Source organism: Blautia coccoides (genome assembly GCF_034355335.1).
GTDB classification, from domain to species: Bacteria; Bacillota; Clostridia; order Lachnospirales; family Lachnospiraceae; genus Blautia; species Blautia producta.
The window spans coordinates 3,238,087-3,263,491 of sequence record NZ_CP136422.1; the positions used below are offsets into that span (position 1 = coordinate 3,238,087).

The following is a 25,405-nucleotide window of genomic DNA, read 5'->3' on the forward strand; positions in this document are numbered from 1 at the left end:
TGGTTCCTTACTTTACTTTGTTTTTTATTTGGAACCAAGGGGCGGCTTTATAATTTTTTTATTGGTTTATAATTTTCAATAATATCTATGATATCTGTATGATATACATTACTTCCCAGTGTATCCCCGTTTGGAGAGATTGTGACTGTACGGACATCTTCCGGATTTTCCTCATAGGGATTATCAGGCTGCTGACCATCAAAATATTCACTCAGATATTTCTTTGCATTACCACTGGGGAAAATAATGTTTCCGTGGGAATATCCGATTCCCATCTGTTCAAATTCTTTCAGTGTCTCCTTGGTTCTCTGATTGTATGGATTTTCATCCTCATCGCTTACAAGCCATGCAGGGTGTACCCGCAGGGGAATTCCTTCGGCACTGACCGCTTTTGCAAAAAGCTTTACCGTTTCAAGCGGTATCGTTTCCTGATGAAAGGCATCTGCAGACAGCAGAATATCATTTACTCCGCACTCGGCAAGTCTCTCAGCCGTGTATTGGATCTTATTTGTATCTCTGCTGAAAAAACCGTTTGTGATAAGCTGTCTTTTCTTAATATTCATTTTCTTTGCAGCGCTATGTATTTTATAAACCGCCTCCGGATAAAGTAATGGCTCTCCGCCAAACGTCATCAGAGATTCTATTTGAAATCTGTGGCACACTTTGCGGACAAGATCAGCTATCCCGTCCCCATCTATATGTTCGCTGCACTTTAAGTGGTCACCCTCAGAACAATGCCTGCACTGACCGGTACAGGCAAGAGTAATAAGGACTTCTATACGGTTTAGATCTTTGATATATGGATTCATAAAATCTCCTTATAAATAAAATTTTAATTTTTTAATATATGATTATTCACTCTAGTGCTCCATCCAGTCAGAAACCATAGTAACAGTGCTGATACTATGGTTTCTGGTCGGATGGAGCACTAGGCTTAAACAATAAATTTGTCAAGTAAACGCGTCATTCGCTTTCTTTTTCTCTCAACCGTACAGCGCTTGCCGCCGCACGCCTTCTGGAATCTTTAAGCTTTGCATAATGTTTCTGTGTCGTAGAGACACTTTTATGTCCCAGGACGTCTGCGACAAGATAGATATCACCTGTCTCTTCGTAGAGAGCAGTGCCATAAGTGGAGCGAAGCTTATGGGGAGTGATTCTTTTATTTGTGATGATGGGCTGTGTGTATTTCTTTACCATTTTCTCTGTTGCCCGGACACTCAGCCGTGTTCCCTGGAGGGAGAGGAAGAGTGCATTTTCATGACCCGGCTTTGTCTCCATGTTTTCTCTTTCTTCGAGATAATTTAGCAGAGCGATTTCCACCTCCTCGCCGAAATAGACGATTTTTTCATTACCGCCTTTTCGTATCACGCGAAGGCCGCTGTTTTTAAAGTTGACGTCAGAGATGTCCAGACCCACACATTCGGACACACGCAGCCCGGTTCCGAGAAAGAGTGTTATAATGGCAATATCACGTGTTTTTGTCTTCAAATAATAACCTTTTTGATGGGGGGTCAGATTATCACTGAATTCCTCCATGGAATCCAAGATCATGGCAATTTCATCAGGATCAAGCTGAATAATGGCTTTTTCGTGGATTTTGGGGACATCTACAATGCGGGTAGGGTTATTTTTTACCATTTCATGCTTGTACAGATAGTCAAAAAGGCTCCTGAGAGCAGAAATCTTTCTGGAAATGCCGATTTCACCGTTGGTCATTGCCTCGCCTGTATTTTGACTTTCGTAAACTTTCAGATAATTCTGAAATTCTTCAATATCCGTGGGACGAAGATTTTCCATAACATCAAGGGAAATGTCACAAAGGGGCGAGTTTTTCAACGTGGGATTCGCAGTTGTAAGGAACTGAAAGAATATCTTTAAATCGTAACAATATGCAATCTGAGTCTGCATACTCAAAGTTGTCTGGCGGCCCCTGCAGAAATCCTGTACATACGGAGGAAGCTCCGCTAAAATATTCCTGAGACGGATATTGTTATCAATATATTTTTTCTCGTGATAGCTGATGTTTTTTTTCTCCATGAATTTGCACCTCAATATAATTCATTAATACAACAATGGTTTAGCCTGATTATAGCCCATCCGGACAAAAATGTCCATAACTATTCGTAAAATGAACATTTCGCGAATAGTTATAACCTGCTCGCTATACCTCAAACAACCACATAAATCATCTTTTTCTTACTATATTTGATTACTCTCATTTATAACTAACCGCAGTATCCATTTCACATATTGTAAAACAGATTCATTCCCTTTCTATCTCATAATAAAAATCAGATTTTCTTTTTTATTATAAGATAGATAAATTCATACGGATAATATTCAGGCCTTTTACAACAAAGAACGCCATATCCATTGCATAGCGGAGACATTTTATTATCTATTCTTATCTGTCCTGATAAAACCTGAATACGCAGACTCAGATTACCTTTTGCTTGCCTGTCAGATATAATTAATGTTAACGTTACGACTTAAGGAATAAGCATTCCGTCCTCTGATACCCCTATAATACCTTTAATGCTATTTCAAGAACAAGCGCAATGATACAAATCATGAAAATGATCACTACAACAGTAACCGGCTGCATAGCTATAAAATATTGAGCTGCTATGGCAATACCAACGCACAATACAGCCCCTCCTTCAACACGGGCATGGCCGGGAACTTTTTCTACATTATGATACCGGCTTATAAACGGCAGTTTTCCTTTCACTACAGCCCACATTCCCCATACTACAAGCATAATACCAAAAATCAAAATTCCAATCATTCCCAGCACCCCCATTCTATTTTTCTTCCCTTTTATCATCTGATAACAGCAGAATATCTGTCCTGCCCTCTCTATACCTATATTATAACAGAAAAAATGAAAAATTCTGGTTTTATTCAAAATCTTCTAATTTTCCACACCAAATGAGCCGATCCTCGCAAATCGGACCGGCTCTACTATCTCTCCTCTTTTATCTCTACTTTTCTATCTCAGCAGCGGCAGGCTGCCGGTCAGTTTATTGACCAGCTTTTTGGCACCACAGATTCCGATGCCAAAATACATCATTTCCTTTTCTTCCACACCTGCCGCCTTTTTTATATACTCCTCATAGACATTACAACTCTGTGCAACATCTGAAAAATCAACTACGATCAGATCAGCGAATTCCGGCTGATAGAGCTGTTCCCTGATAGCTCTGATTTTTTCCTGGTCCGCCTTCAGCACAGGTACCGGCATTTCGATGATACCAAGATGTTTTTTCCCGCTCTTGTCAAGAACATCCGGCCCTACCGTCTCCGGAATGTGTTTTCCTAGTGTGATCCCCATGATCCCGGCAGTATTTGCCAGAAAGCCAAGGGGCAGATCTTGATCCAATACCATTACACATTTATCATTTTGTGCCTGCATATGCCTTATACTCCTTTGTTGTATTTTTCTCTGTCCTTCTGTCTTCCGATAAGAACAGGCCGATCAGTGTCAAAACGATACCCGAGACAATGGTCAGTGTTAATTTCTCATGTAAAATAAGTGCTGACGTAACTGCTGTGATGACAGGAACCATATAGATATAAACACTGGTTTTCACAGAGCCTAGGATCTTCACAGCAAGATTCCACGTCACAAAACACAGGGCAGACGCCCCAAACCCCAGAAACAGCAGATTCAGCATATTTTTAAGGCTGGCGAACTGCTGAAGCTCAATATGGAAATCCATCAGAAGCAGAGCCGGGACCATAAATATAAGCCCATAGAAGAACGTCCGCCTTGTGGTCTGAATGGTGTTATATCCAAAGCCGCTGATTTTTTTCGTGATCGTGGAAAACGCAGCCCATATCACTGCCGCTGTCACAGCCAGCAAATCCCCTAAAGGATTTAACTGCAAATTCTTTTCCCCTCCAAAACTGATCAGAAATATACCCGTCAGCGCTATGAGGAAGCCGACGAAAAACCGGATATTTGGCCGCCTGTCGTGCAAAAACAGGCAGGAAAAGATAACTGTAAAAAATGGCGCGATGGAAATAATAACCCCCACATTGGATGCCAGCGTATAAGTCAGCGCAATATTTTCAAACAGGTAATACAAGGTCACACCGCAAAGTCCGGCAGCCGCAAAGTACCATTCCTGCCTCTTATGGCTGATCTTTAACCTGCGCGGGCAGACACACCAAAGGGCAAAATATCCGATCATAAAACGGATAAACAGAATTTCCACCGGTTCAAAGGTTCTGAGAAGTACCTTTGTGGAAATAAAGGTGGTCCCCCAGATCAAAATTGTGAGAAAGGCAGCAATATGCCCATGTAATGTCTTATTCATTTGGCCACTCCTTTGCCGGAGTGACTGGCAGCGGTTTATCTGTAAAGATTTTCTGATACTGTTTTGGCGTCAATCCGATAAATTCTTTGAAAAAGTTAGTAAAATGACTCTGATCCGCAAATCCCGCCATATCTGCCGCGTCAATGGGAGCCACACCCTGCTCCAGAAACTTTTTTGCTTTTTCCAGGCGTACAGTCTGCAGATAGCGGTACGGGGAAACACCTACCTGCTTTGTAAAAGAACGCAGCAGATACGATTTGCCGAAGCTTGTCATGGAAAGCAGATCATCCAGGGTGATATTTTCCGAAAAATGTTCTTCCATATATACACAGAGGGTCTTGATCTGCTGATTCGGTTCTGAGATATCTATTTCATCAAAAGGAGCCGCGTGTTCCTGCAGGATCTGTTCCAGAAGGAAGAAAAAGGCCTCTTCTTTTTTCAGCTTCGGCGCGTGTGTGAGAATGGCATCATACAAATCACCGATAGACTGTGTGATATCGCTTTGATACACCACATTTCTGGTAAAATGCGGGACAAAATCCTTCCCCGTGATCTCCCTGACTGCGCTCTGCATCACATCCATATTGATATTGACTGCACGGTAATCTAAAATTTCCCCGTTGATAGGCGCACAGAAATGATTGTCTCTGGGATTAAATAGGATCAAATCTCCGGCAGTCAGATCATATTCCAATCCTTTGCACCAGAGATGCCTCTTCCCTCCCTCCACAAACCCGATCACGTAATAATCATGAAAATGATTTGGGAATTTCTGGACGATCCCACTCAGATTATATGCTTCTATTTCAAGGTCATGGTCATAATACACATGCCTTTGTTCTTGTTCCGTATGCATTTCCTGTCCTCCTCCTTTTCTTTTTACTATTGTAACACCCCGGCAAAAAGAATTCTTGAATGATATGACACCTTCGGGCACCTTTGCCGCAAAGAATTGGTCCTCATTTGTTCCCCGGTAAACCGGTAAAACTGACATCAAACATCAGCCATTTTTATTATAACACATCCACTTATAACACATCCACCACCCCCAGACAGACCTGTCTAACTCCTCATTGACAAAGAACTTTCCCCCATGCTATATTATCAGTAAGATACAGGAATTTACCTAATGAGGTGGCATTTATGAATTTTATCTTAACTGATAAACTGAGAAGACGAATCATCTCCGTACAAATAAAGTTTCCGGTGAGACATTGTGCGGAGTCCAGATCATAGCAGAGCTGCTGCATTCACCGGAAAACAGTTACCGTGCGTATCCGATTTTCTGATGCGTTTATTTGTGTACCTGTTTTCCGGTGAATCCGGTCTTGTTCTGTATCCGGCTGCGGCGGTGTACTCGCCGCAGCCTTTTGTTTTGACTGACAGGCAGAGGGCGGATCATGTCCTCTGCCTTTTTGCTGTTTAATGAATATTATATTGTGCCTTAAACAGTGTTGTTTTACATTATTATTTCCAAGAAAGAGGTAACAACTTATGAATCTAAATACATGGAAAGGCAAAACCTTTCGATTTTTAACAGCCCAGACCATATCCCTGTTCGGTTCTTCCCTGGTACAGTACGCGATCGTCTGGTATATCACACTGACAACATCATCTGGAAAAATGCTGACCACTTCCACCCTCTGCGGATTCCTGCCCCAGATTTTGATTTCACTTTTTGCAGGGGTATGGATCGACCGTTATGATAGGAAACGGTTGATCATGCTCTCAGACGGCGTAATCGCATTTTCCACACTGCTTCTGGCCCTGGTCTTTTTGTCAGGCTATAAAAATATCTGGTTTCTGTTTGCCGTGCTCATCATTCGTTCAGCCGGAACTGGAATCCAGACCCCTGCAGTAAATGCTATTTTTCCCCAGCTTGTTCCCAAAGAACATCTCATGAGAATGAATGGGCTGAACAGTACCCTCTCCTCCTTCATGATGTTCTTATCTCCTGCTGCCGGCGGGGCCATTCTCTCCGCGGCACCTTTGGAAGCAGCGCTTTTTATTGACGTGGTCACGGCTGTCATAGGCATCAGCATCACCTTCGCCATTAAAATACCGCCCTATGCCCCATCGGATGTAAAGGAGGAGTCCAATTTTCATAAAATAGCAGAAGGTATTTCCTATATAAAGGAGAATCCTTTCATCAAAAGGCTGTTGGTATATCAGATCCTCATCTTGTTTCTCATAAGCCCCTCCGCCTTTCTGACTCCTCTTATGGTGAGCAGAACCTTTGGGGCCCAGGTATGGCGGCTCACCATGAGCGAAATGACCTACAGTCTCGGCATGGTATTAGGCGGAATCCTGATTGCCTCCTGGGGTGGATTTAAAAACCATCTCCACACCACTCTCCTGGCCGGCAGTGTATATGGGGCGATTATGATAGGACTGGGAACGGCACCGGTATTTCTGGTATATTTACTTTTTAATACCATGATAGGAGTGACCTCTCCCTGCTACAACACGCCCATCAATGTAACCATCCAGGAAAAAGCCGCACCGCAGATGCACGGCAGGATCTTCAGCTTCATGCAGATTTCCACCTCCTGCGCACTGCCTCTGGGCATGGCATTTTTCGGTCCCTTGGCAGACTATATCCCAGTGCAGTATCTCCTTGCAGCTTCAGGCGCTCTGGTCCTTGCTATCTCTGTCTGCTTTAGGATTTTTAAATGTTTTAAGTAACGGAAACTGTTTGACTTTTCCGGCAAATATACTATAATAAGAGCAAGATAACTATTACAAGTGTAATAAAATGTTGTGTCCCATTTACGGGCACCACTAAAGGAGCACAGCTATGGTGATATCCCAAGAGCTTATTTTACGTTTTCTGTTCAGTAATACCGTCATTGTCCTGATCACCTTCATGCTTTTACTTTTTAAAGGGATTGTCAGAAAGCAGATTTCTGCGGGCGGACAATATCAGATATGGATCTTATACCTTTTTATGCTCACAATCCCCTTTTTACCTGTCAGGAACCGGCTTTTTTCTCTGACAGGCTTTCTGGGAATTCTTTCTTCCAATACAGCCAGAGCTGCAGGTACTTTTTCTGCTGCCGCCGCGCCTGCAGTAAATAATATGCAGATACAGGATTATGCCATGGAAGCAGAAAAAGCCGGTCTGGATGCCCTTGCGTTTCTTTTATCTGCTGTATGGGTCCTGGGCGCGTGCATTATGCTCTGGTATATCATCCGCTCGGCCCAAAAGCTGCACTGTCTGTTCAAATCCGCACTTCCCGTACAAAATGAGGATGTATGCTCCCTTTACGAAAAATGTCTAACGCAATGCGGCACAAAGAGAGAGATTCGGCTTATGGCAAGCGCTTTTATCCGGACTCCGGTTTCATTCGGTGTCTTTTGTCCCTGCGTCATTCTCCCCACAGAGCTTCTGTCAGAGAATGACCGGAAAGAACTAAAATACATCCTGCTGCATGAGATCCAGCACTGCAGGCGTCGTGACCACACCATTAACTTGATCATGAATCTGTTCTGCATCGTTTACTGGTTCAATCCGGCAGTATGGTATGCCTGGAAGAAGATGCGCCAGGACAGGGAACTTGCCTGCGACGCATCCGTACTGGGAATTCTGCGGGAAGACTGTTACCGTGAATACGGCTCTGCTCTCTTAAAACACGCATCAAAGATTTCCCATCCTCCATATTCCATGACCACCGGATTTGCTGGAAATGGAAAACAGATGAAGAAAAGGATTCTGGGAATCGTCACGTACCATAGAGAAACCAAAAGCACTCGGATGAAAAACACTGCTTTTCTGTTTTTATCTGCCGTCCTTGTACTGGGAAGCTCCCCGTTTCTGTCCGTTGCTGCACTGGGAGCCTCCTCCTCATCATCCCCTGACGGCAGGACCAGAACATTGGAACTTGGCGCCTTCTTTGATGACTATACAGGTAGTTTTGTTCTTTATCAGCCCTCTTTGGATACATGGAGTATCTGGGGCGAAGAAAAAAGCCGTATGCGCGTATCTCCCAATTCCACGTATAAAATATACAGCGCGCTGCTGGCCCTGGAAAAAGGAACCATCACGCCTGATGCCTCTCTCCTCCCCTGGGATGAAAAAGCATATCCTTTTGAGAGCTGGAATCAGGACCAGGATTTAGACTCTGCCATGAAAAATTCAGTAAACTGGTACTTTCAGGAACTGGACAGAAAAGCCGGGCTTTCCTCTATACAGGACTTTTTAAATCAGATAGACTATGGAAATAAAAATATATCCGGCGGACCGGACACCTTCTGGATGGAATCATCTCTGAAGATTTCTCCTATTGAACAGGTCAGACTGATGGCTGATTTCTATAACAATACCTTCGGGTTTCGGGATTCCTCCGTACAGGCGGTCAAGGATTCCATGTGTATCACAAAGGAAGATGGATATGCACTCTACGGCAAGACAGGCACGGGCAATCTTGAGGGAAAGGATGTAAACGGCTGGTTTACCGGTTATGTAGAAACTCTCGGCGTTCCCAGTTTCTTCGCAGTGAATATTCAGGGAGAAGACCATGCAGACGGCACAGCGGCCAGCCAGATTGCCCTTGATGTCCTGGCCCAAATGAATCTGATGCCAGAACAGAGATAAGATCCACTGAAATCCCGCGGGAAGTCCCGGAACACAAGCCTGCGATTGACAAGCCCAGGCTGCAAGAATATAATGTTTTATAATCTCTTTATAAATCCAGGAGGCTGTATCATGAAACACTTACCCCAGATATCTGAGGCCGAATATGAAGTTATGAAGGTTGTATGGAAGCATGCTCCCATTAACACCAATGAGATCACAGAGCTACTCTTAAAGACTACAAGCTGGAGTCCCAAAACCATCCAGACTCTGATCAAAAGACTAGTCCAGAAAGAGGCACTCAGTTATGTAAAAGAAGGGCGTGTATTTGTTTATACACCGCTGGTTCAGAAGGACGAATATCTGGATCATGAAAGCAGCTCCTTTTTAAAACGGTTCTATAACGGAAGTCTCTCTACAATGCTGGCCAATTTCATCGAGAAGGATCAGTTGAGCGACCGGGAAATAGAGAATCTCCAGGAGCTTTTAGCACAGAGATCCAACCACGAAAAATAAAGGAGGCGGCCCAACAGGCACGCCTGATAAGAACGTATTTTATGTAAGGAAACGGTGTAACCTCAAAAGTGGGCTGCACCGTTTCCTTTCGTCAAGCTGCAGATACGCATTCCAACGGATTAGCAGACCATTTTATGCCTGCTTGCGTGTCAAGAAAATTCCAACGACTGCACCCATAAGGATAACAGGCGCTAATCTGACAAACAACCATTCAAATGCGTGAAGAGCTGCTCCGGCAACGGCGGTTTCAGGGTCATTATAATTCCAACCTAAGTAAGGACTGTTTAATACAATTAAGGCCGCAGAAAATGCTATTATGACCACACATAGCGAGATAAACAGCCAATGAAACATTTTCCGTCTCATAGTCTTTCTTTGTGCAAGCTGTAAGTTTATGATCTCCAGTTTTTCGGAAATCACTTTTAAGTCATCAACTTTCGACTCCATCACAGTTTCTCCAAGTAAAGTGCTTACGGGTGTTTCAAGAACTTCTGATATGGAGATCAACATGTCAGAATCAGGAACTGACAATCCTTTCTCCCATTTAGAGATTGTTTGCCGCACCACATTCAGCTTGACAGCAAGTTCTTCTTGTGAAAGACCTTTTGATTTTCTGATCGCTTTCATGTTTTCGTTTAACATTCGAGATAACCTCCTTTCTTTTGATGATTACCACTATTGTATGAGAAACTGCCCGTTGCTGCAAGCAACGCAAATTAACATTCAGGGTTTATAGTGCTTCCGATTATCTCACTCAGTTTTTCAACGCTGCACCCTTTGCTCTCATAATACTGAAGCATCTCATCAATCTTGCGCTTATCATAGCTGGTAATACAGTCAGACAAAACATGGACCGTATATCCTGACTTAGCCATGTTGTAACAGGTGGATTTTACACAGGCTATTGCATCAGCACCGGCTATGAAAAATTCGCCAATCTCGTTCTTCTTAATGAAATCAGCAAAAGCCTCACTTGTCAATGCGTTTCCCTTTGATTTTGTAAAGATATTACGGGATACAATATCCATGTCGGAGACCAACTCAGTACCCGGCGTACCCGGCTTAAAGGTTCTCGTCCCCGCAGACAAATTGTTGTGTTTTATATAAATCACATGGATATTACTGCCAACTGCCCATGCAATGGCTTTGTTAATGTTGCCGATAATTTCCTTGTAGTTCTTTGTAATATCATTTTGAATGTCAATAATAACTAAGGCTTGTTTTATCATTTCTTCTCCTCAACTTTCTGATTTCTCTTTTTGATTTCTTGTTCCGTGATCCTATTATTGCTTTGTCAGCATTTTTATAGTACCATATAATCACTGACAACAGTATGGCAGCAATAAAAAACAATAATATGACAGCGATCAAAATATTGAATGGCGGTGAACAAATGAAAGTAGACAGGCTTGTCAGCATTATTATGATACTTCTTGACAAAAAGCGTATAGGCGCCCAGGAGCTGGCAGATATGTTTGAAGTATCACCCCGCACAATTTACCGTGATATAGACGCCATCAATATGGCAGGGATTCCTGTTCGTGGAGCATCGGGAGTGGGCGGCGGTTTTGAAATCATGCAGGAATATAAGGTAGATAAAAAGGTTTTTTCGACTGCGGATCTTTCCGCTCTCTTGATGGGACTTACCAGCCTTTCCAATATGATACGAGGTGAGGAACTGGTACACGCTCTTGCAAAAGTAAAAAGCTTCATCCCCGCCGACAGAGCAAACGATATTGAATTAAAGGTAAATCAAATATGTATAGATTTAAGCCCATGGACGGGAAACAGCAGCATACAACCCTATTTTGAAATGATCAAAGCAGCTTTGCAGGAAAACAGACTGCTGACCTTTGAATATATAGCACACCACGGAAATAAGGGCGTACGAACAGTCGAGCCGTATCAGCTTGTATTAAAAAACAGTCATTGGTATTTGCAGGGGTATTGCCATAAAAGAAATGATTACCGCCTATTCAGACTATCCCGTATGTCAAACCTGCAAATGCAGGAGGAAACTTTTACAGCGCGGGATTACCAAAAACCAATTTTAGACTTTGCTGAAATTTTGGAAACTATGCAGACAAAAATCAAAATCCGTATTCATAAATCCATCATGGACAGGGTCCTTGACTATTGCACTTATGAAGATTTTTCCCCAGATGATGATGAATATTATCTTATCAACTTTCCTTTTATAGAGAATGAATACCACTACGATATTCTTTTGAGTTTCGGAAATAAATGTGAGTGTTTGGAGCCGGCACATATCCGGGCAGAAATGAGACGTAGAATACATGATATAGCTGCTATATACGAAAGTTGATACATAGAAAAAGATACCGAGAAAAGTATCTCTGCCTTTCTCAGTATCTTTCACCTCTGCACGCCCACTGTCACTGCTGAACCGACACAATCGTCCATCTTCCGTTCTGCTTCATCAGAAAACATGGATGTCCCAGTTTATACCGGTAATATTTTTCTACAAGCTGCTGGGGAACCGGATAATCAAAGCGGTCAAGAAAATAAGAAACTCTATAATTTACGGACATGGGCAGTGCCTCCTTCTCTCTGGATACTATATTCTATGCCCTGTCCTGATCCGTTATGATTCCTTTTTTCCATCCACTGCGGACTCTGCGCCGTTATACAAGTATTTGCCCAGCAGATACTGATAGTCCTTACGCAGACCATAATATGTGTCCAGAACAGGCCTGCAGCCTTCTTCCACTTCCTCTAAAATAGTATCAAAGTTCTCTTTTAAAACTTCCACCACACTTCTGTCTATTTTTCCTTCCCTGGCCTGCTCCTCTATAATAGATAAGGTCCTCTCCCTAGAGAATGCCTCTTTATAGCTGCGGGTGCCCAACAGAGCGCTGACAATGTCGGACACAGCCACGATCCGTTCCTCTATGGTAAGCTCCTCCCCGCTAAGTCCTCTGGGATATCCGCTTCCGTCCAACTTTTCATGATGCCGAAGCGCGATCCGCATGATCTTTTCTTCTATAGTGCCTCCTAGAATCTTTTCTGTCAGGTCCACATGTGTACGCATGATCGCCATAGCCTGACTGCTTAGTCTTCCCGGATACTCCAGGATTTCTACCGGAATCCCAATCTTCCCCAGATCATGAAGAAGCGCACCATAATAAATATTATGTATCTGTTCACCGGAAAGCCCCATATGCCTGGCCGCGCAGCAGCTAATACGGGTGGTGGTGATCGTATGGGTCACTGTATGCTGGCTCCTGAAATCAATGGCAAAAATCATCATCCTCAGATAATCTTCACATTCCTGCTCAGACAACCGGACATTGGGAAGGATCGTATGAAAATCCTTCTCCTCTTCCAGACACGCAAGCATGGAAAACTGCTCTTCCGCCTTGTAAAACAAATCAAGAATACTACTGTCGAATTTGCTCCCCCTTACTCTGTCTAGATATAGGAACAGTTTTTCAGGGTCTTTATTTTCCTGAAGGTATATGTCAATCCTGTCAGCAAGACATATCATCTGGGCAGCTTCCCGGATCCTCTCTTCCAGAGTATCCGGCAGATGGACTGCTGCCACATGATGAAACATAACGGCCCTGGCCCACTCTTTTAACGGAGACAGATCAGCAAGAAAGAGATACCCATAGATCGAGTGCTCCCAGATATCCTCTGATTCAAACTGAGCCATCCTGTTGATCTCCTCTGTCTTATAAGCACCGATATCATGCAGCATGGCGAGGATACAGATATCTTGGACCTCCTTCGCAGAATACTTTTTCTGTACTTCCAGCATTCCATAGACAAGGGATGCCACCCTTTTTCCGTGGTCCACCAATCTTGGATCTACATAGTTTAATGTCCGTTCGATCAGACCGCTTATATTATTGCTGTTGACAACTGCCTTCGCCCCCATATCCATCCTCCGATATCATCCTTCTTTTCTGTGTGCATTACAAAAAAACATGATATCATTATAATATACTTATTCTGTAATTACAATGGATAACTTCCTCATGTGACGAAAAAGGGCCCCGGCAGATCACCGTTCAAAAACTTCTTTATATTCAAAGAAATCAAAGTCCGCGTAATGTCTGTGGAACATTCTGTCCGCGCAGGTCAGTCCCGCCATGGTTCCGGTAAATTCCCCGTGCTTACAGTATTCATCAGAAAAGTGGGCAGTATGGAATATCCTGCCGATTTTCTGATACGCGGTACCGTCATAACTCCATTCAAACCAGGATTCCCTCCCATCCACGTACAGCCGCAGGTAGACCGGCACATCCTCCACAGGGGTTCTGGTATCCACGTATTCCGTCTTCACTCCGTTTTCCAGACTTACCACAGACAGGGCACTCTGTCCTAAGGTCTGGCTGTAATACTTTCTCAGATTGATATAATTCATATTGTCATAATAGAGGATCAGACCTGCGCTGTGCTGATAGATCTCAGGCTGAAACTCCATTTTCGTTGTGATGCGCACATGAAGTGAGGTGAGTTTTCTCGCCAGGATACTAACACGGTTTAACGAGGTTCTGGATTCCTGCCCTATAAGTCGCACATACCCGGGCCTGGCTGTCACGTCCGCAAAGGACTGTGGCATGATCCTGGGTGCATAATACCAGTTTCCAAGCACTTGTGTGTCAAAGTCATCATGATCCGGTATGCCAGGCATCTCACACACAGGAAGATTGCTCTGCGGAACTTGGATCTTGGCCAGCCTGCTGCCGTCTGCCATGCGAAGCCAGCCGTCTTTTGTCCACGTCATTTTCTGTATAGCAGTCTCCCTGCCTAAAGTACAGCAAAGCTCCGGCACAAACGGCCTGGATGTGAGATGCACCAGATACACCTCCCCATATTGTGTCTCCACATAGCTTCCATGCCCTGATTTTTGCAGAAGTGAATCAGGATTGTAATACTGCGGCTTTAAATGATCCGGATCATGGCGCTCGTTTGATATGCCGGGAGCAGAGGTCACAATGGGATTTTCCGGATCTTTTTCATAGGGACCCCAGATTTTCTTTGATCTTCCCATGGTCACGCAGTGATTATATCCTGTTCCGCCCTCTGCGCACATAATATAGTACCATCCGTTTTTTCTAGTAAGATGGGGCGCTTCAATACATCCCCGGTCTGTTCCGCCGCTCCAGATGCGCTTTGGATATCCAATGATCTCCTTTTTCTCCGAAGAATATTCCGCCAGGCATATAGCGCCGGGCTTTTCATAGCCCTCCCTGGTCTCCCACTCCAGGGAGACGATCCACTTTCTTCCGTCCTCATCGTGAAGCAGAGAGGCGTCAAAACCGGCGGAATGCAGATAGACCGGTTCGCTCCAAGGGCCTTCTATGTTTTTGGAGCAGATGAGATAATTATCCACATCAAAATAACGGGCATTCATGGAGTTCATAACTCCGTAAACCACGTAAAACATATCCTCCGCCTCACAGTAAGTAAGGCATGGTGCCCAGATCCCTTTTGCAGAAGGCAGTTTTTTCAGATCCACTTTCTCATCATCTGTCAGCACATGGGTGAGCAGTTCCCAATGCTTCAAATCCTTTGAATGATATACGGGAATTCCGGGAAACCATTCAAAGGTGGAAACCGCAAGATAATAATCATCTCCCTTTCTGCAGATGCAGGGGTCGGGATGGAACCCGGGTAATATGGGATTCTGTATCATAATCGTTACTCTCCTTAATTTTCATGATCACTTTTATGGATTCCTTTTTCCAGGTCTGTCACTGCTTTTTCGTACTTTTTATCCAGGTCAAAGAAACACAGGCAGACAGCCGCAATGAGAACAGATACTGCAGGAATCCACACAAAGGACCAGGTGATGGCAGATTGAGATGCTGCTGACTGTACTGCTGCCTCTGCTTTAAATCCACCTGCGTTCAGCACCCAGCCAAGGACCGCCGTTCCGAATCCTGACCCCACCTTCATACAGAAAGAAGATGCCGCGTTTCCCATACCTGCAGTTCCATAGCCGTTTAACCATTCCCCGTACGTGATGGCATCCTGAAGAGCGCCGAACATGGTTGCCGCGCCAAAACCAAAACCGATTCCCTTGACAACAGAAAGCACACACACCAGAGTTAGATCAGCAGTAAATCCGGTCAGCAGAAAGCCTGCCATGGAAATGAGCATGCCCATGAGAAATACATTTCTTTTCCCTGTCTTTTTCATGATAAATGGCGTTACAAACATGGTTGCGATCTGGGCTATGGACAGACAGTTGGAGATTGGCGCATAATAGCTCTCATCCCCCATATTATATTTGGCAAAGTACACCGCAGAGCCGAAAAAGCTTGACATCATAAAATACATGGCGAACAGGGCAATGACCAGCAAAACCCAGTATTTGTTCTTCACAAGCCCCGTAAGTCCTTTGACAAAAGAAATCTGATCCTCTTTGGTATCCACTTTCTCTTTCTGTTCCACAACACGCTCTTTGCAGACGGCAAACATAAAAAGATTGAGTCCCACAAATACAAGCATCAAAAGCACAAAGGTCAGCGTCCATCCCTTCTGGCTGTAGGCATCGCCCCCGCCAAAGGCTGTAGTCAGTTTCAGTACCACTGTGTTGATGGTCATGGTCCCCGCCGTAGCCAGCAGCATCCTGAAATTGCCCAGAAGCCCCCTTTCATACTGATTTGTGGTCATAAGGCCGTTCATGGTAGCATAGGGCACATTGATTCCTGTATAAAATATGGTGGAGACCAGATTATAAGTCAGAAACATGTAGGCAAGCTGTGCCTTTCCCACAAAGGAGGAGGGCACGCTGAACATAAGAACCGTGCAGACAGCCAGAGGGATACAGAGTCTTGCGATCCAGGGACGCGCTTTCCCCCATTTGCTGTGGGTGTGGTCAATGATGTAGCCCATGACCAGATCCGAAATTCCGTCAAAAATTTTAGATATAGCTATGATAGAAGCGGCAGCGGCGGCATTTGCCCCCACTACATTTGTATAGTACACAAGCAGAAAGGCACTGATCGCCGAGTATACCAGGTTTCCTGCATAATCCCCCACGCCATATCCAAACCTCTCCACAAATGACAACTTTGCATTAGGATTCATATCTGTCTTCATAATCTGTTTTTCTCCTTTTCACCTTTCCCTGCTGCTTTTTATTCCCCTTCCTTGGGAAACCATCCGAGATCCGCACATCTTCCGAAATCCCAACTGTCCCATCCGATCCATCCGGCGTCATTGACAGTATCCACCAGAAGCTTATAGCTCCAGTAAAAATATCCGGAACCCTTTTTCCAGGCCTTTAGCTGTTCCTCTGCAAGGATGCTGTAGATGCGCCTTTTCTCCTCTGGGCTGACAATCTCCTCCCCGGAGCCTTCCACACCGTTTAAAACGCTCTGTCCGCCCTTTGTATCGCATCCGCAGGCAAGGGAGTTAAACAGGCACCATTCCCCGCAGATGACCGGGAAATACTGCTGCATCTCCTCAATGTCCTTTGCCAGCGTCTCACGGATGTAAGCTGTATAGGATTCCACTGTCTGCTCACAGCCAAGAGCTTCCGCAACCATCAGATACTGATGGGTATCCAGTACAACATTTTTATATTTTTCTCCGCGCATGAATTCTTTCCATGCCTTCAGTTCAAAGGCGTCATGGAATACCACATATTTCTCAACCGGCATATATTTCCTGATCCTGTCATAAGCCTCCAGGTAAAAACCACGTATGAATTCCATGGTATTCGGCCTGGTTCCCTCTGCTTTTTTCGGATCAGCAGGCTTGTAGCGGTTAGGCACATCCATGGTCTTCCACATATCCTCCAGAATCGGCTCATTGAGGATCTCAATGCCCCACAGTCCCTGCCTGGTTCCATAGCGTTTTGCCAGACGTTCCAAAACACTAAGCTCAAATTCCACCTCATCCGGCTCCTGGGACCATTTGCAGACTCCGGAGATCCCACCGTTATCAAATCCGTTCTGGCTGTCCGGCGCTGTGTGCAGATCGATCAATATCTGCAGACCGTACTTTTCTGCCCAGTTAAACGCTTTATCCAGTTCCCTGATACAGCCGATGAACGGCTCTCTGTCTCCAAATATAAAGTAGGGCACCGGGATCCTGACAGCATCCATTCCCATAGATTTGATCCTGGTAAAATCTCTCTCCGTTATATACTCCGCGCGGTGGATGCTTATCCTCGCCTCATATACCTCTTTGGAGAGCTGTCTTGGCAGATAGTATTCATCCTCCGCTGTGGTCCCTTCAAAAAGCGCCGGGCTCATCCATTTTTCCAGCACCAGCCAGTTTCCCAGATTTACACCTTTTACATACATGATCCATTCTCCTTTTCGGACTTTATTTTCCTTGATTTTATGACAAAACAAGCGGATTATATATCACTTTTTCCAGTTTTTTATCACTTTTACCAGATTATCTGTTATACTGTACTTAAATCATTTCCGGGAGGTATATGTGGATGAATGTCAGTTATCTTTTGCAGCATGTCTCATACAGTCTGCACACGATCGTACGGGATTACGGAGAAACCAGGCAGCTTCAGGAGAATTTCTGCGGGCGGCCTGACTTTACAGACAGCAGCTTTTTTCACGGGAATCTGGAGGAATCCCTGCTTGCGCAGTCTGGGGAAACCCTGCCATTTCTTCTGTCTGCGGGGGATAAGCTGGTCTATGCCGTGGTTACGGTTCCAAAGCACCTATTTATCATCGGCCCGGTAAAATTCAAGACGCCGGTGCGGCTGCTTCACTGTCAAAAACAGCCTGGTTTTGATGACAACTTTTTAGATACTGTGCCATTCTGCGATTTTTCAGATTTGGCGGGGAATCTTCTTCTTATGCATAATCTTTTCTGGGAACAGACTTTGAATGAAAGGGATTTGATCTTATTTAACTGTATAGACAGATCACTGGATATGGAGATCCAGAGACATTTTTCAGATTTGCTGTTTGAGAATCAGGAGGCCTCTCTTGGACATAACCCTTATGACCAGGAGCTGCGGGAATTCTCCAGTATTGAAAACGGGGACGTAAAACAGTTGGAGAAAAGCTGGGCAGAGGACTATACGGGAAATATCGGTGTTCTGGCAAAGGACAGGCTCCGCAGTTGGAAAAACGTGGGAATCGTAGTCATTACCCTGGCAAGCCGTGCAGCGATACGGGGCGGTATCCTTCCGGAGATTTCTTTTTCCCTCAGTGACATTTATATCAATAAAGTGGAGGAGGCCTCTGATCTGGCATCTATCACCCATCTGCTGCGGCAGGCTGAATACCAGTACACCAATATGGTGAGAGAACAGAAGGAACAGCAAAGGGGCATGGGTCACAGAGAAAAGAATCCCCATGTCCGGCTCTGTAAGGATTATATTTTTTCCCATCTTCACGACAGGATCACCACACAGGAAATAGCCGGCTTTCTTGGTATGAACGCCAGCTATCTCTCTGAGTTATTTCATCAATGTGAGGGAATCTCTATCAAAAATTTTATCCTGCGCGAGAAGATCGGCCTGGCTAAAAATATGCTGACCTATTCAGGATATTCCTATATCGAAATTGCCGCGTATCTGGGTTTTTCCTCCCAGAGTCATCTGGGAAAGCAGTTTAAAAAGCTGACCGGTTACACCCTCAGCGAATATCGGAATACCTACGGTATCCGGCAGTTTACACCGTAATCCATTTATTCTCCCAGAAAATAGCGGCCATAGGCATCTGCCGCCAAAATCGCAGAGGAAACCGTCTCAGGCGTCACCTCAAAAGGCATGTTGTGGAGCGTATCATTCTCTGCGCAGGCTGCTTTTGCCACTGCCATAACCTTTTCCGGGGTAATCTCTTTGACCCCCAGCTCTTTCAGGGTAACCGGCAGACCTACTTCGATACAGAAATCAATGATCGCCTCCAGCTCCTCTGCAGGTATATTTTCCAGAACAAGCTGAGTGATGGTTCCAAAAGCCACCTTCTCTCCGTGATACATGGAGTGGCATTCCTCCAATACCGTAAATCCATTGTGAATGGCATGTGCACCTGCAAGTCCGCCGCTCTCAAAACCAATACCGGACAGCAGCGTATTGGCCTCAATGACTTTTTCCACTGCCTCTGTGCAGGCACCTGCCTCCAGAGCGATTTTAGCCTTTACACCTTCCTCCATCAGGGTATCAAAGCATAATTTTGCAAGGGCCATAGCCGCGCTGGTGGATTTACCGTTTACACATGTCTGCGCATCGCTTGCCGCACAGGCACGGGCCTCAAAATATGTAGCCAAGGCATCTCCCATGCCGGCCACTGTCAGTCGTACCGGGGATTTCGTGATGACCTCTGTATCCATCAACACCATGTCTGGGTTCCTGGGCAAAAACAGGTATTCTTCAAAAACGCCTTCATCGGTATAGATAACCGACAGTGCACTGCATGGCGCATCTGTGGAGGCAATGGTCGGACAAATGATAACCGGTGTATCCTCATAATATGCAGCAGCTTTGGCAGTATCGAATATTTTTCCTCCGCCGATACCGATAACCAGGTCACAACCCTTTTCTTTCATAATATCTTTCAGACGGTTGATCTCATTCTTAGAGCATTCCCCATTAAAATAGTCGAAATGCAGGGTACAGCCAGTTTCTGCAAAACTCTTTTCGATTTCTGCACCGATTCTTTTATAGCCACCCTTGCTGATCAATACCAGCGCATTTTTTCCAAGACCTTCCGCATATGTGCCAAGCTTTTTCAGTTCTCCGGCACCCTGCACATATTTTCCGGGGCTGCTTAATATTTTTGCCATATCTCTCATACCTCCTGTTTGTCTTTAATTTAACATACTACTGTCTTATTATAACTTTTTCCTGTTTACATTACAATCTTTTCTTTTATGACCTTGGCAGCCTGCCGGTTTTTCTTATCTATTTTTTGTCTTTTAAGATAAAGTCACGCAGATGATACTGCCTGGTGCCTTTCAGGACATTCTTCTGGTACTGCAGGCAGGTGATGAGCAGGTAGCACCCGTACACTGCCAAAAAGGCCACTGCTGCTGCGCCGAATGAACCAAACAACATACGGCGCTGTATCGGAAAGGCGATGCCGATACCGGCCATATAAAGAAACAGAAAAAACAGGGGAAGTACCATGGGCAGAAAGAAGTATACCGCGCTCTGTCTTGCGGTAAGCCTTCTGATCTCACTGTCTGTAGTTCCCATCCTTCTGAGCTGGTCATACTGGGAGTGGTATTTTTTACTGCTGCTCAAAAGCTGCACTGCCAGGATCGCAGCACAGATGAAGATACAGATAAATGCAGCGTAGCAGCAGATAAAAGCTGTCATCATATAGATAGACTGCAGCTCCTGCTTCTGTCCCTTATAGGTATACGCCAGAACAAAACTGGGACCGTCGGGACCTGCCGTCTTCTCTATGGTTTTCTGAAGCGCTTCCTGATAATCCGTATTCTCCCGGTCTTTTACCATAGCTGCATAACATCCCCGTCCCTGTGTCAGCAAAGCACATGCGGCATCCGGCAGAACAAGGATGGTTTTCGTGCCGAATCCGCTCTCGTTCATACTATCCTGCGCAAAAGGCCCTTCCAGCACTTTACTCAGGCGGTATGTTCTGCCCCCTGTGACAAGGGCACGCTTCCCTTTCTCCAGCTTCTTTCTGTAATAGGCCTCCTGGGTCTGAACAGCGTACTCGTCATCCGATAGGGAAATCGGCGCTTTTCCCAGAAAACCTCTCAGTTTATTGTAATCTGATACTTTCATACAGAGGTCCATATTGCTCTCTGCTGCCCAGTCCTCAAATCCCTCCACTTCCTCCTGCTTGCGGTCAAGCATTTCCACCAGGATGGTGCTGTCCTCAAGCTGATAAATATCATAGGCCAGATCTTCTTTGATCTTGCTGTGTTTCTCCACAAAACTCCGGCATGCCTCTGCGTCCAGTCTGCCGTAATGCTGTGAGACTTCCACATCAAAGGGGACTTTTTTCTGCAGTGCATCCTCATAGGCATTTGCCATAAAAGACGCGCCTCCGAGTCCCATGAAGGTAAGCAGAAGCAGAATGGATATGACCCCCATCTGTCTGCCGTTGGTATTCAGACGGGCGGTGAGCTGGCGGTAAAAGAAGATGTTGAGATGATGCAGTCTCCTTCTGCTCTTTTTATAATGCTTCAGTATCCCTTGGGCAAGCTGCCTGTAAAAAAGCATAAGGCTTACTCCCTGTAGAATAACACCTGCTGCCATGAGAAGCATGTTGGCAAATCCTGCGAATGCGTCAATCCTCACCGTCAGCGCCACATACAGGCAGAGAAGTCCCAGTATGCCCAAAAGAACGGCTCCTGCCATTTTTAATGTGATATTTTTCTGGCTTTTTGAAGCCCCGGTTTCATTTTGCCTGCTGTAATCCATCAGTTCCCTGATCTTCACTTTTTTAAGGATCCGGTTCTGCCTGAACAGGCTGAATGCAAACATAAAGAAAAAGCACAGAACCGTCAGAAAAATGGCTGGGACCTGAAAGGACAGATCCATATAATAGGCCTTGTCAAACATTTTAAAGATCACCTGGCTGAGCGCCAGATAAAAGACGTTTCCCAGCAAAATCCCTGCTGCCAGTGCCGCACTTCCGATGATGAGCTGTTCAATAAGAAACAGACGGCTCATGGCCGGCCGCTCCATTCCCATGGTCATATAGCAGGCAAATTCCCGACTCCTCTGTTCAAAGATAAAATGTGTGATATAAGAGATCAGCCATCCCAGGATCAATACCACCATAACTGTCACACATATGAGGATGGACATCATAGGCCGCATCAGCTTGCTGAAGGAATTGATGGCATCGGAAAACAGCAGGGAGTTGTAGGCGAAGATCATGGTAATACTCAGGACAAGGGTCAGCACATAGACGGCGTAATCCCCCATACTCCGTTTTACATTTCGTAAAGCCAGCTTAGCGTACATGGGCAACATCACCGCCTAACATGGACATCACATCCAGAATCTCCTGGAAGAATGTTTTTCTTTCTTTTTTCCCTTTCCGCATCTCCGTAAAAATACGCCCGTCCCGAAGGAAAAGGATCCTGCTGCAGTGACTGGCTGTAAAGGCATCGTGGGTAACCATCAGGATGGTGATCCCCATTTCCCGGTTCAGGTCATCCATGGTTTCCAAAAGCCTGGCGCTGGACGCGGAATCCAAAGCTCCGGTGGGTTCATCCGCCAGCAGCAGGCGAGGTTCATTGACCAAAGCTCTGGCACAGGCACAGCGCTGCTTCTGTCCCCCGGAAACCTCTAACGGAAATTTATTCAATTGATCCAGGATTCCCAGTCTGCCTGCAACGGCCTTTACTTTCTTTCGGATCTCCTCCTTCGGTGCCCGGCGTATGGTCAGAGCCAGTTCTATATTCTCCCCCAAAGTCAGGGTATCCAAAAGATTATATTCCTGGAATACAAATCCCAGGTTTTCACTTCTGAAATGCGCGATCTCCCGCTCTGACAGCTTTGTGATATCTTTTTTGTCCAACAGGATCCGTCCGCCGGTTGGCTCATCCAGTGTAGAGATACACTGGAGCATTGTGGTTTTGCCGGAACCGCTGGCACCCATGATACCCACGAACTCGCCGGACTCCACAGTAAAACAGACATCGTCCAATGCCTTTGTCACATTTGCGTTCTCTCCATAATATTTGGAGACATGTTCAATACTCAGTAATGGTTCCATACTTATCACCTCGGGTACAGGGTATCATATCTGCCCTTTTCAATGTATCTCACATTCTTGCAAAAATCTTACTTTTCCGTAAGAATCTGCAGGCAGATGGTGAACCGGGTATAAACGCCCTCCTCAGAGCAGACCCCCAGATCGGTCCCGAGCCTGTCACATATTTTCTTGCACAGGTACAGACCCATGCCGGTAGAACGGTGGTTTTCCCTGCCGTTTTTTCCTGTAAAACCCTTCTCGAAAACCCTTGGCAGATCCTCCGAAGAGATGCCGCGACCATTATCCTGAATGTGAAGCAGCAGCTTATCTTCCCCCGGAGTCTGCCAGAAAAAGGTTATTTTGGGAGTCACTCCCACTCTTTTGTAGGTGACCGCATTGTAAATGATCTGGTTCAAAACGAACAAAAGTGCTTTCTCATCCGCATAAACTCCGGGTATAGTCTCCGGAATATCCAGGGCAACCTGATTTTGTATCAGGAGCTGCTTATTCATAGAAAGACATTCCCTGATAACATTCCCTGTATTTACCTTCTGTATCAGAAAGTCCGAGTGGGGGCTTTCGCTTCGTCCAAAATACAGGATCTGTTCTGAGAGATGGTTCATTTTTTCAAGTTCCAGAAGAACGGCTCTGTTATCCTGCGTCTTTTCTCTTCCCGCAATGAGAGAGATGACGGAAATAGGCTGCTTCATATCATGTACATAGCTTTCCAGAAGCTCCCGGTATTCCCGCTGCAGTCTTCCCGCTTCCTCGGTCTCCTCCAGCATGGATCTGGTGCACTCCTTCATCAGACAGTAATATCCTGCCTCTTCCCAGGTATCTGCGCCTTTCCACACCTGTGGAAAGAGATACTTTTTATCCAGACTCTCCATAAGAACAGCCATTTTATGAAAATACTTCCTACTATTATATAAAGTCATAGTCTTTCTTTACCTTTTCTACAGGTTTGACTATGCTATTTTAAGATACTGTGGATTGGTTATCACCTCCTACCACTTGATGGTTTAAAAAAGGCTCCAACCACAGTCTCTTTGTTTATTTGTTAATCAGTTAGTTACCGCATGACGGTTTATCAAGAAGTAGGTTACGATTGCAAGGAGCCCTGTGGATCTTAAGACAGTATCAATACTTTATATCAGGAGGTCCTATATGATTTACGTAGGAATTGATGTCGCAAAAGATAAGCATGATTGCTTTATCACAAACTCTGATGGCGAAGTCCTTTTCAAGGCTTTTACCATCAAAAACAATCTCGATGGGTTCGACGAGCTTTATCAGAAAATAGAATCCGTTATGGAAGATGCTTCTAAAGTAAAAGTAGGCCTAGAAGCCACTGGACACTATAGTTACAATCTTCTCGGATATCTGCTTGATAAAGGTCTGGCCACCTTTGTTATCAACCCGTTACATACTAATCTGTACAGAAAAAGTCTAAGCCTTAGACAGACGAAAACGGATAAAGTTGATGCCCATACAATTGCTTCTATGCTAATGTCTGACGTGAACTTAAAGTCCTACTCAGACACATCGTATCACAACGAAGAGCTTAAGTCACTTACTCGCTATCGTTTTGATAAAGTTAAAGAACGCGCGAAGCTTAAAACATCTATATCCCGTCTTGTATGTATCCTTTTCCCTGAGTTAGAAAAGCTTGTTCCAACACTTCATCAGAATTCTGTTTATGAGTTACTCTACGAATTTCCTGGTGCAAAACAGGTAGCTAATGCACATCTCACAAGACTTTCAAATCTTCTTGAAACCGCATCTAAAGGCCACTACACAAAAGAAACCTCTATCGCTTTTAGAGAGGCTGCAAGAACCTCTATCGGTTCAAATATGCCAGCTAAATCGCTTGAATTAAAGCACACCATTAAGCTCATTAGAGAGCTAGATTCTGAAATCGAAGAGATTGAAAACGAGATTAAAGTCATCATGGATGAAATCAATTCTCCAATCCTTAGCATTCCTGGAATCAGCTATCGAATGGGTGCCATGATTATTGCTGAAATAGGTGACTTTAGCCAATTCGACTCTCCAGATAAGATCCTTGCTTATGCAGGAATGTCGCCTTCTACCTATCAATCCGGCCAGTTAGATAACTGTTATGCCAGAATGGAAAAACGTGGTTCTAGATACCTTAGATATGCTCTGTTTAATGCAACCGCATATGTTTGTCTATGGGATCCAACCTACAAGGCTTATCTTGCCAAGAAACGAGCTGAAGGCAAGCATTACTATGTTGCAATGTCTCACGCGACCAAGAAACTAGTTCGGCTAATTTATCATCTCGAACGCACTGGACAGCAATACCAAAAAGCAATCTAATTCTTCCAACATCA

General features: G+C 44.8%; 23 protein-coding genes. 6 read left to right on the forward strand and 17 right to left on the reverse strand.

The window, feature by feature from the left end; translation table 11 throughout:
- Window positions 1–47 precede the first annotated feature (47 nt).
- The 6 genes from BLCOC_RS14415 to BLCOC_RS14440 all read right to left on the reverse strand — a co-directional run bounded on the left by BLCOC_RS14415 (window position 48) and on the right by BLCOC_RS14440 (window position 5,178).
- Window positions 48–809 (reverse strand): radical SAM protein, encoded by a 762-nt coding sequence (locus tag BLCOC_RS14415; protein WP_115622563.1) that lies wholly within the window; start codon window positions 807–809, stop codon window positions 48–50.
- Window positions 810–963: 154 nt separating this feature from the next.
- Window positions 964–2,037, reverse strand: a complete 1,074-nt coding sequence (locus BLCOC_RS14420) for a tyrosine-type recombinase/integrase (protein WP_018597273.1) — start codon at window positions 2,035–2,037, stop codon at window positions 964–966.
- A gap of 484 nt (window positions 2,038–2,521) precedes the next feature.
- A complete protein-coding gene (locus tag BLCOC_RS14425) occupies window positions 2,522–2,788 on the reverse strand; it encodes a hypothetical protein (RefSeq protein ID WP_115625403.1) in 267 nt (88 codons plus the stop codon).
- Between the two features lie 204 nt (window positions 2,789–2,992).
- On the reverse strand, window positions 2,993–3,415 hold the full coding sequence (locus BLCOC_RS14430; RefSeq protein ID WP_029469012.1) for a DUF2000 domain-containing protein: 423 nt from the start codon (window positions 3,413–3,415) through the stop codon (window positions 2,993–2,995).
- On the reverse strand, window positions 3,399–4,322 hold the full coding sequence (locus BLCOC_RS14435) for a DMT family transporter (RefSeq protein ID WP_029469011.1): 924 nt from the start codon (window positions 4,320–4,322) through the stop codon (window positions 3,399–3,401). Before BLCOC_RS14435 ends, BLCOC_RS14430 begins: the two co-directional genes overlap by 17 nt.
- On the reverse strand, window positions 4,315–5,178 hold the full coding sequence (locus tag BLCOC_RS14440) for an AraC family transcriptional regulator (RefSeq protein ID WP_018597277.1): 864 nt from the start codon (window positions 5,176–5,178) through the stop codon (window positions 4,315–4,317). Before BLCOC_RS14440 ends, BLCOC_RS14435 begins: the two co-directional genes overlap by 8 nt.
- 638 nt (window positions 5,179–5,816) lie before the next feature.
- On the opposite strand from BLCOC_RS14440, the gene BLCOC_RS14445 reads away from it, so the two are divergent.
- From BLCOC_RS14445 to BLCOC_RS14455, 3 genes are all read left to right on the forward strand, one after another.
- Window positions 5,817–7,007, forward strand: coding sequence for an MFS transporter (locus BLCOC_RS14445; RefSeq protein WP_115622564.1), 1,191 nt, complete (start codon window positions 5,817–5,819; stop codon window positions 7,005–7,007).
- 112 nt (window positions 7,008–7,119) lie between these two features.
- Window positions 7,120–8,916, forward strand: a complete 1,797-nt coding sequence (locus BLCOC_RS14450; RefSeq protein WP_115622565.1) for a BlaR1 family beta-lactam sensor/signal transducer — start codon at window positions 7,120–7,122, stop codon at window positions 8,914–8,916.
- A 111-nt stretch (window positions 8,917–9,027) separates the two neighbouring features.
- Complete coding sequence (locus BLCOC_RS14455) at window positions 9,028–9,411, forward strand: BlaI/MecI/CopY family transcriptional regulator (RefSeq protein ID WP_018597281.1); 384 nt, start codon at window positions 9,028–9,030, stop codon at window positions 9,409–9,411.
- A 132-nt stretch (window positions 9,412–9,543) separates the two neighbouring features.
- On the opposite strand, the gene BLCOC_RS14460 is transcribed toward BLCOC_RS14455, so the two are convergent.
- Entirely contained in the window at window positions 9,544–10,053 is a 510-nt protein-coding gene (locus BLCOC_RS14460) for a helix-turn-helix domain-containing protein (protein WP_029469007.1), read from the reverse strand.
- A 74-nt stretch (window positions 10,054–10,127) separates the two neighbouring features.
- Window positions 10,128–10,640 carry a cysteine hydrolase family protein gene (locus BLCOC_RS14465; protein ID WP_115622566.1) on the reverse strand — a complete coding sequence of 171 codons (513 nt, stop codon included), beginning with the start codon at window positions 10,638–10,640 and terminating at the stop codon, window positions 10,128–10,130.
- A gap of 164 nt (window positions 10,641–10,804) precedes the next feature.
- On the opposite strand from BLCOC_RS14465, the gene BLCOC_RS14470 reads away from it, so the two are divergent.
- The gene (locus BLCOC_RS14470; RefSeq protein ID WP_029469005.1) at window positions 10,805–11,737 is read left to right on the forward strand and encodes a helix-turn-helix transcriptional regulator; all 933 of its coding nucleotides are present in this window, start codon (window positions 10,805–10,807) and stop codon (window positions 11,735–11,737) included.
- Window positions 11,738–11,807: 70 nt separating this feature from the next.
- On the opposite strand, the gene BLCOC_RS14475 is transcribed toward BLCOC_RS14470, so the two are convergent.
- The 5 genes from BLCOC_RS14475 to BLCOC_RS14495 form a co-directional block, all read right to left on the reverse strand.
- Window positions 11,808–11,963 (reverse strand): hypothetical protein, encoded by a 156-nt coding sequence (locus tag BLCOC_RS14475; protein ID WP_165907325.1) that lies wholly within the window; start codon window positions 11,961–11,963, stop codon window positions 11,808–11,810.
- A gap of 53 nt (window positions 11,964–12,016) precedes the next feature.
- Entirely contained in the window at window positions 12,017–13,312 is a 1,296-nt protein-coding gene (locus BLCOC_RS14480; protein WP_029469004.1) for an HD domain-containing phosphohydrolase, read from the reverse strand.
- Window positions 13,313–13,438: 126 nt separating this feature from the next.
- Window positions 13,439–15,076, reverse strand: coding sequence for a glycoside hydrolase family 43 protein (locus BLCOC_RS14485; protein ID WP_115622567.1), 1,638 nt, complete (start codon window positions 15,074–15,076; stop codon window positions 13,439–13,441).
- A 14-nt stretch (window positions 15,077–15,090) separates the two neighbouring features.
- Window positions 15,091–16,488, reverse strand: a complete 1,398-nt coding sequence (locus tag BLCOC_RS14490) for an MFS transporter (RefSeq protein ID WP_029469002.1) — start codon at window positions 16,486–16,488, stop codon at window positions 15,091–15,093.
- Window positions 16,489–16,526: 38 nt separating this feature from the next.
- On the reverse strand, window positions 16,527–17,699 hold the full coding sequence (locus tag BLCOC_RS14495; RefSeq protein ID WP_115622568.1) for a glycoside hydrolase family 5 protein: 1,173 nt from the start codon (window positions 17,697–17,699) through the stop codon (window positions 16,527–16,529).
- A gap of 143 nt (window positions 17,700–17,842) precedes the next feature.
- Between BLCOC_RS14495 and BLCOC_RS14500 the strand changes: the two genes are divergently transcribed.
- Complete coding sequence (locus tag BLCOC_RS14500) at window positions 17,843–19,051, forward strand: helix-turn-helix domain-containing protein (protein WP_165907326.1); 1,209 nt, start codon at window positions 17,843–17,845, stop codon at window positions 19,049–19,051.
- 5 nt (window positions 19,052–19,056) lie between these two features.
- Here the strand turns inward: BLCOC_RS14500 and BLCOC_RS14505 are convergent, their stop codons facing one another.
- The 4 genes from BLCOC_RS14505 to BLCOC_RS14520 all read right to left on the reverse strand — a co-directional run bounded on the left by BLCOC_RS14505 (window position 19,057) and on the right by BLCOC_RS14520 (window position 23,950).
- Entirely contained in the window at window positions 19,057–20,154 is a 1,098-nt protein-coding gene (locus BLCOC_RS14505) for a glycerol dehydrogenase (protein WP_115622570.1), read from the reverse strand.
- A 118-nt stretch (window positions 20,155–20,272) separates the two neighbouring features.
- Window positions 20,273–22,312: an FtsX-like permease family protein gene (locus BLCOC_RS14510; protein WP_165907327.1), complete on the reverse strand. Its 2,040-nt coding sequence runs from the start codon at window positions 22,310–22,312 to the stop codon at window positions 20,273–20,275.
- Window positions 22,302–23,069: an ABC transporter ATP-binding protein gene (locus BLCOC_RS14515; RefSeq protein WP_029468998.1), complete on the reverse strand. Its 768-nt coding sequence runs from the start codon at window positions 23,067–23,069 to the stop codon at window positions 22,302–22,304. The genes BLCOC_RS14510 and BLCOC_RS14515 overlap by 11 nt, the downstream gene beginning before the upstream one ends.
- A 68-nt stretch (window positions 23,070–23,137) precedes the next feature.
- Window positions 23,138–23,950, reverse strand: coding sequence for a sensor histidine kinase (locus BLCOC_RS14520; protein WP_165907328.1), 813 nt, complete (start codon window positions 23,948–23,950; stop codon window positions 23,138–23,140).
- A gap of 265 nt (window positions 23,951–24,215) precedes the next feature.
- On the opposite strand from BLCOC_RS14520, the gene BLCOC_RS14525 reads away from it, so the two are divergent.
- The gene (locus tag BLCOC_RS14525) at window positions 24,216–25,391 is read left to right on the forward strand and encodes an IS110 family RNA-guided transposase (RefSeq protein WP_115622538.1); all 1,176 of its coding nucleotides are present in this window, start codon (window positions 24,216–24,218) and stop codon (window positions 25,389–25,391) included.
- Window positions 25,392–25,405 lie beyond the last annotated feature (14 nt).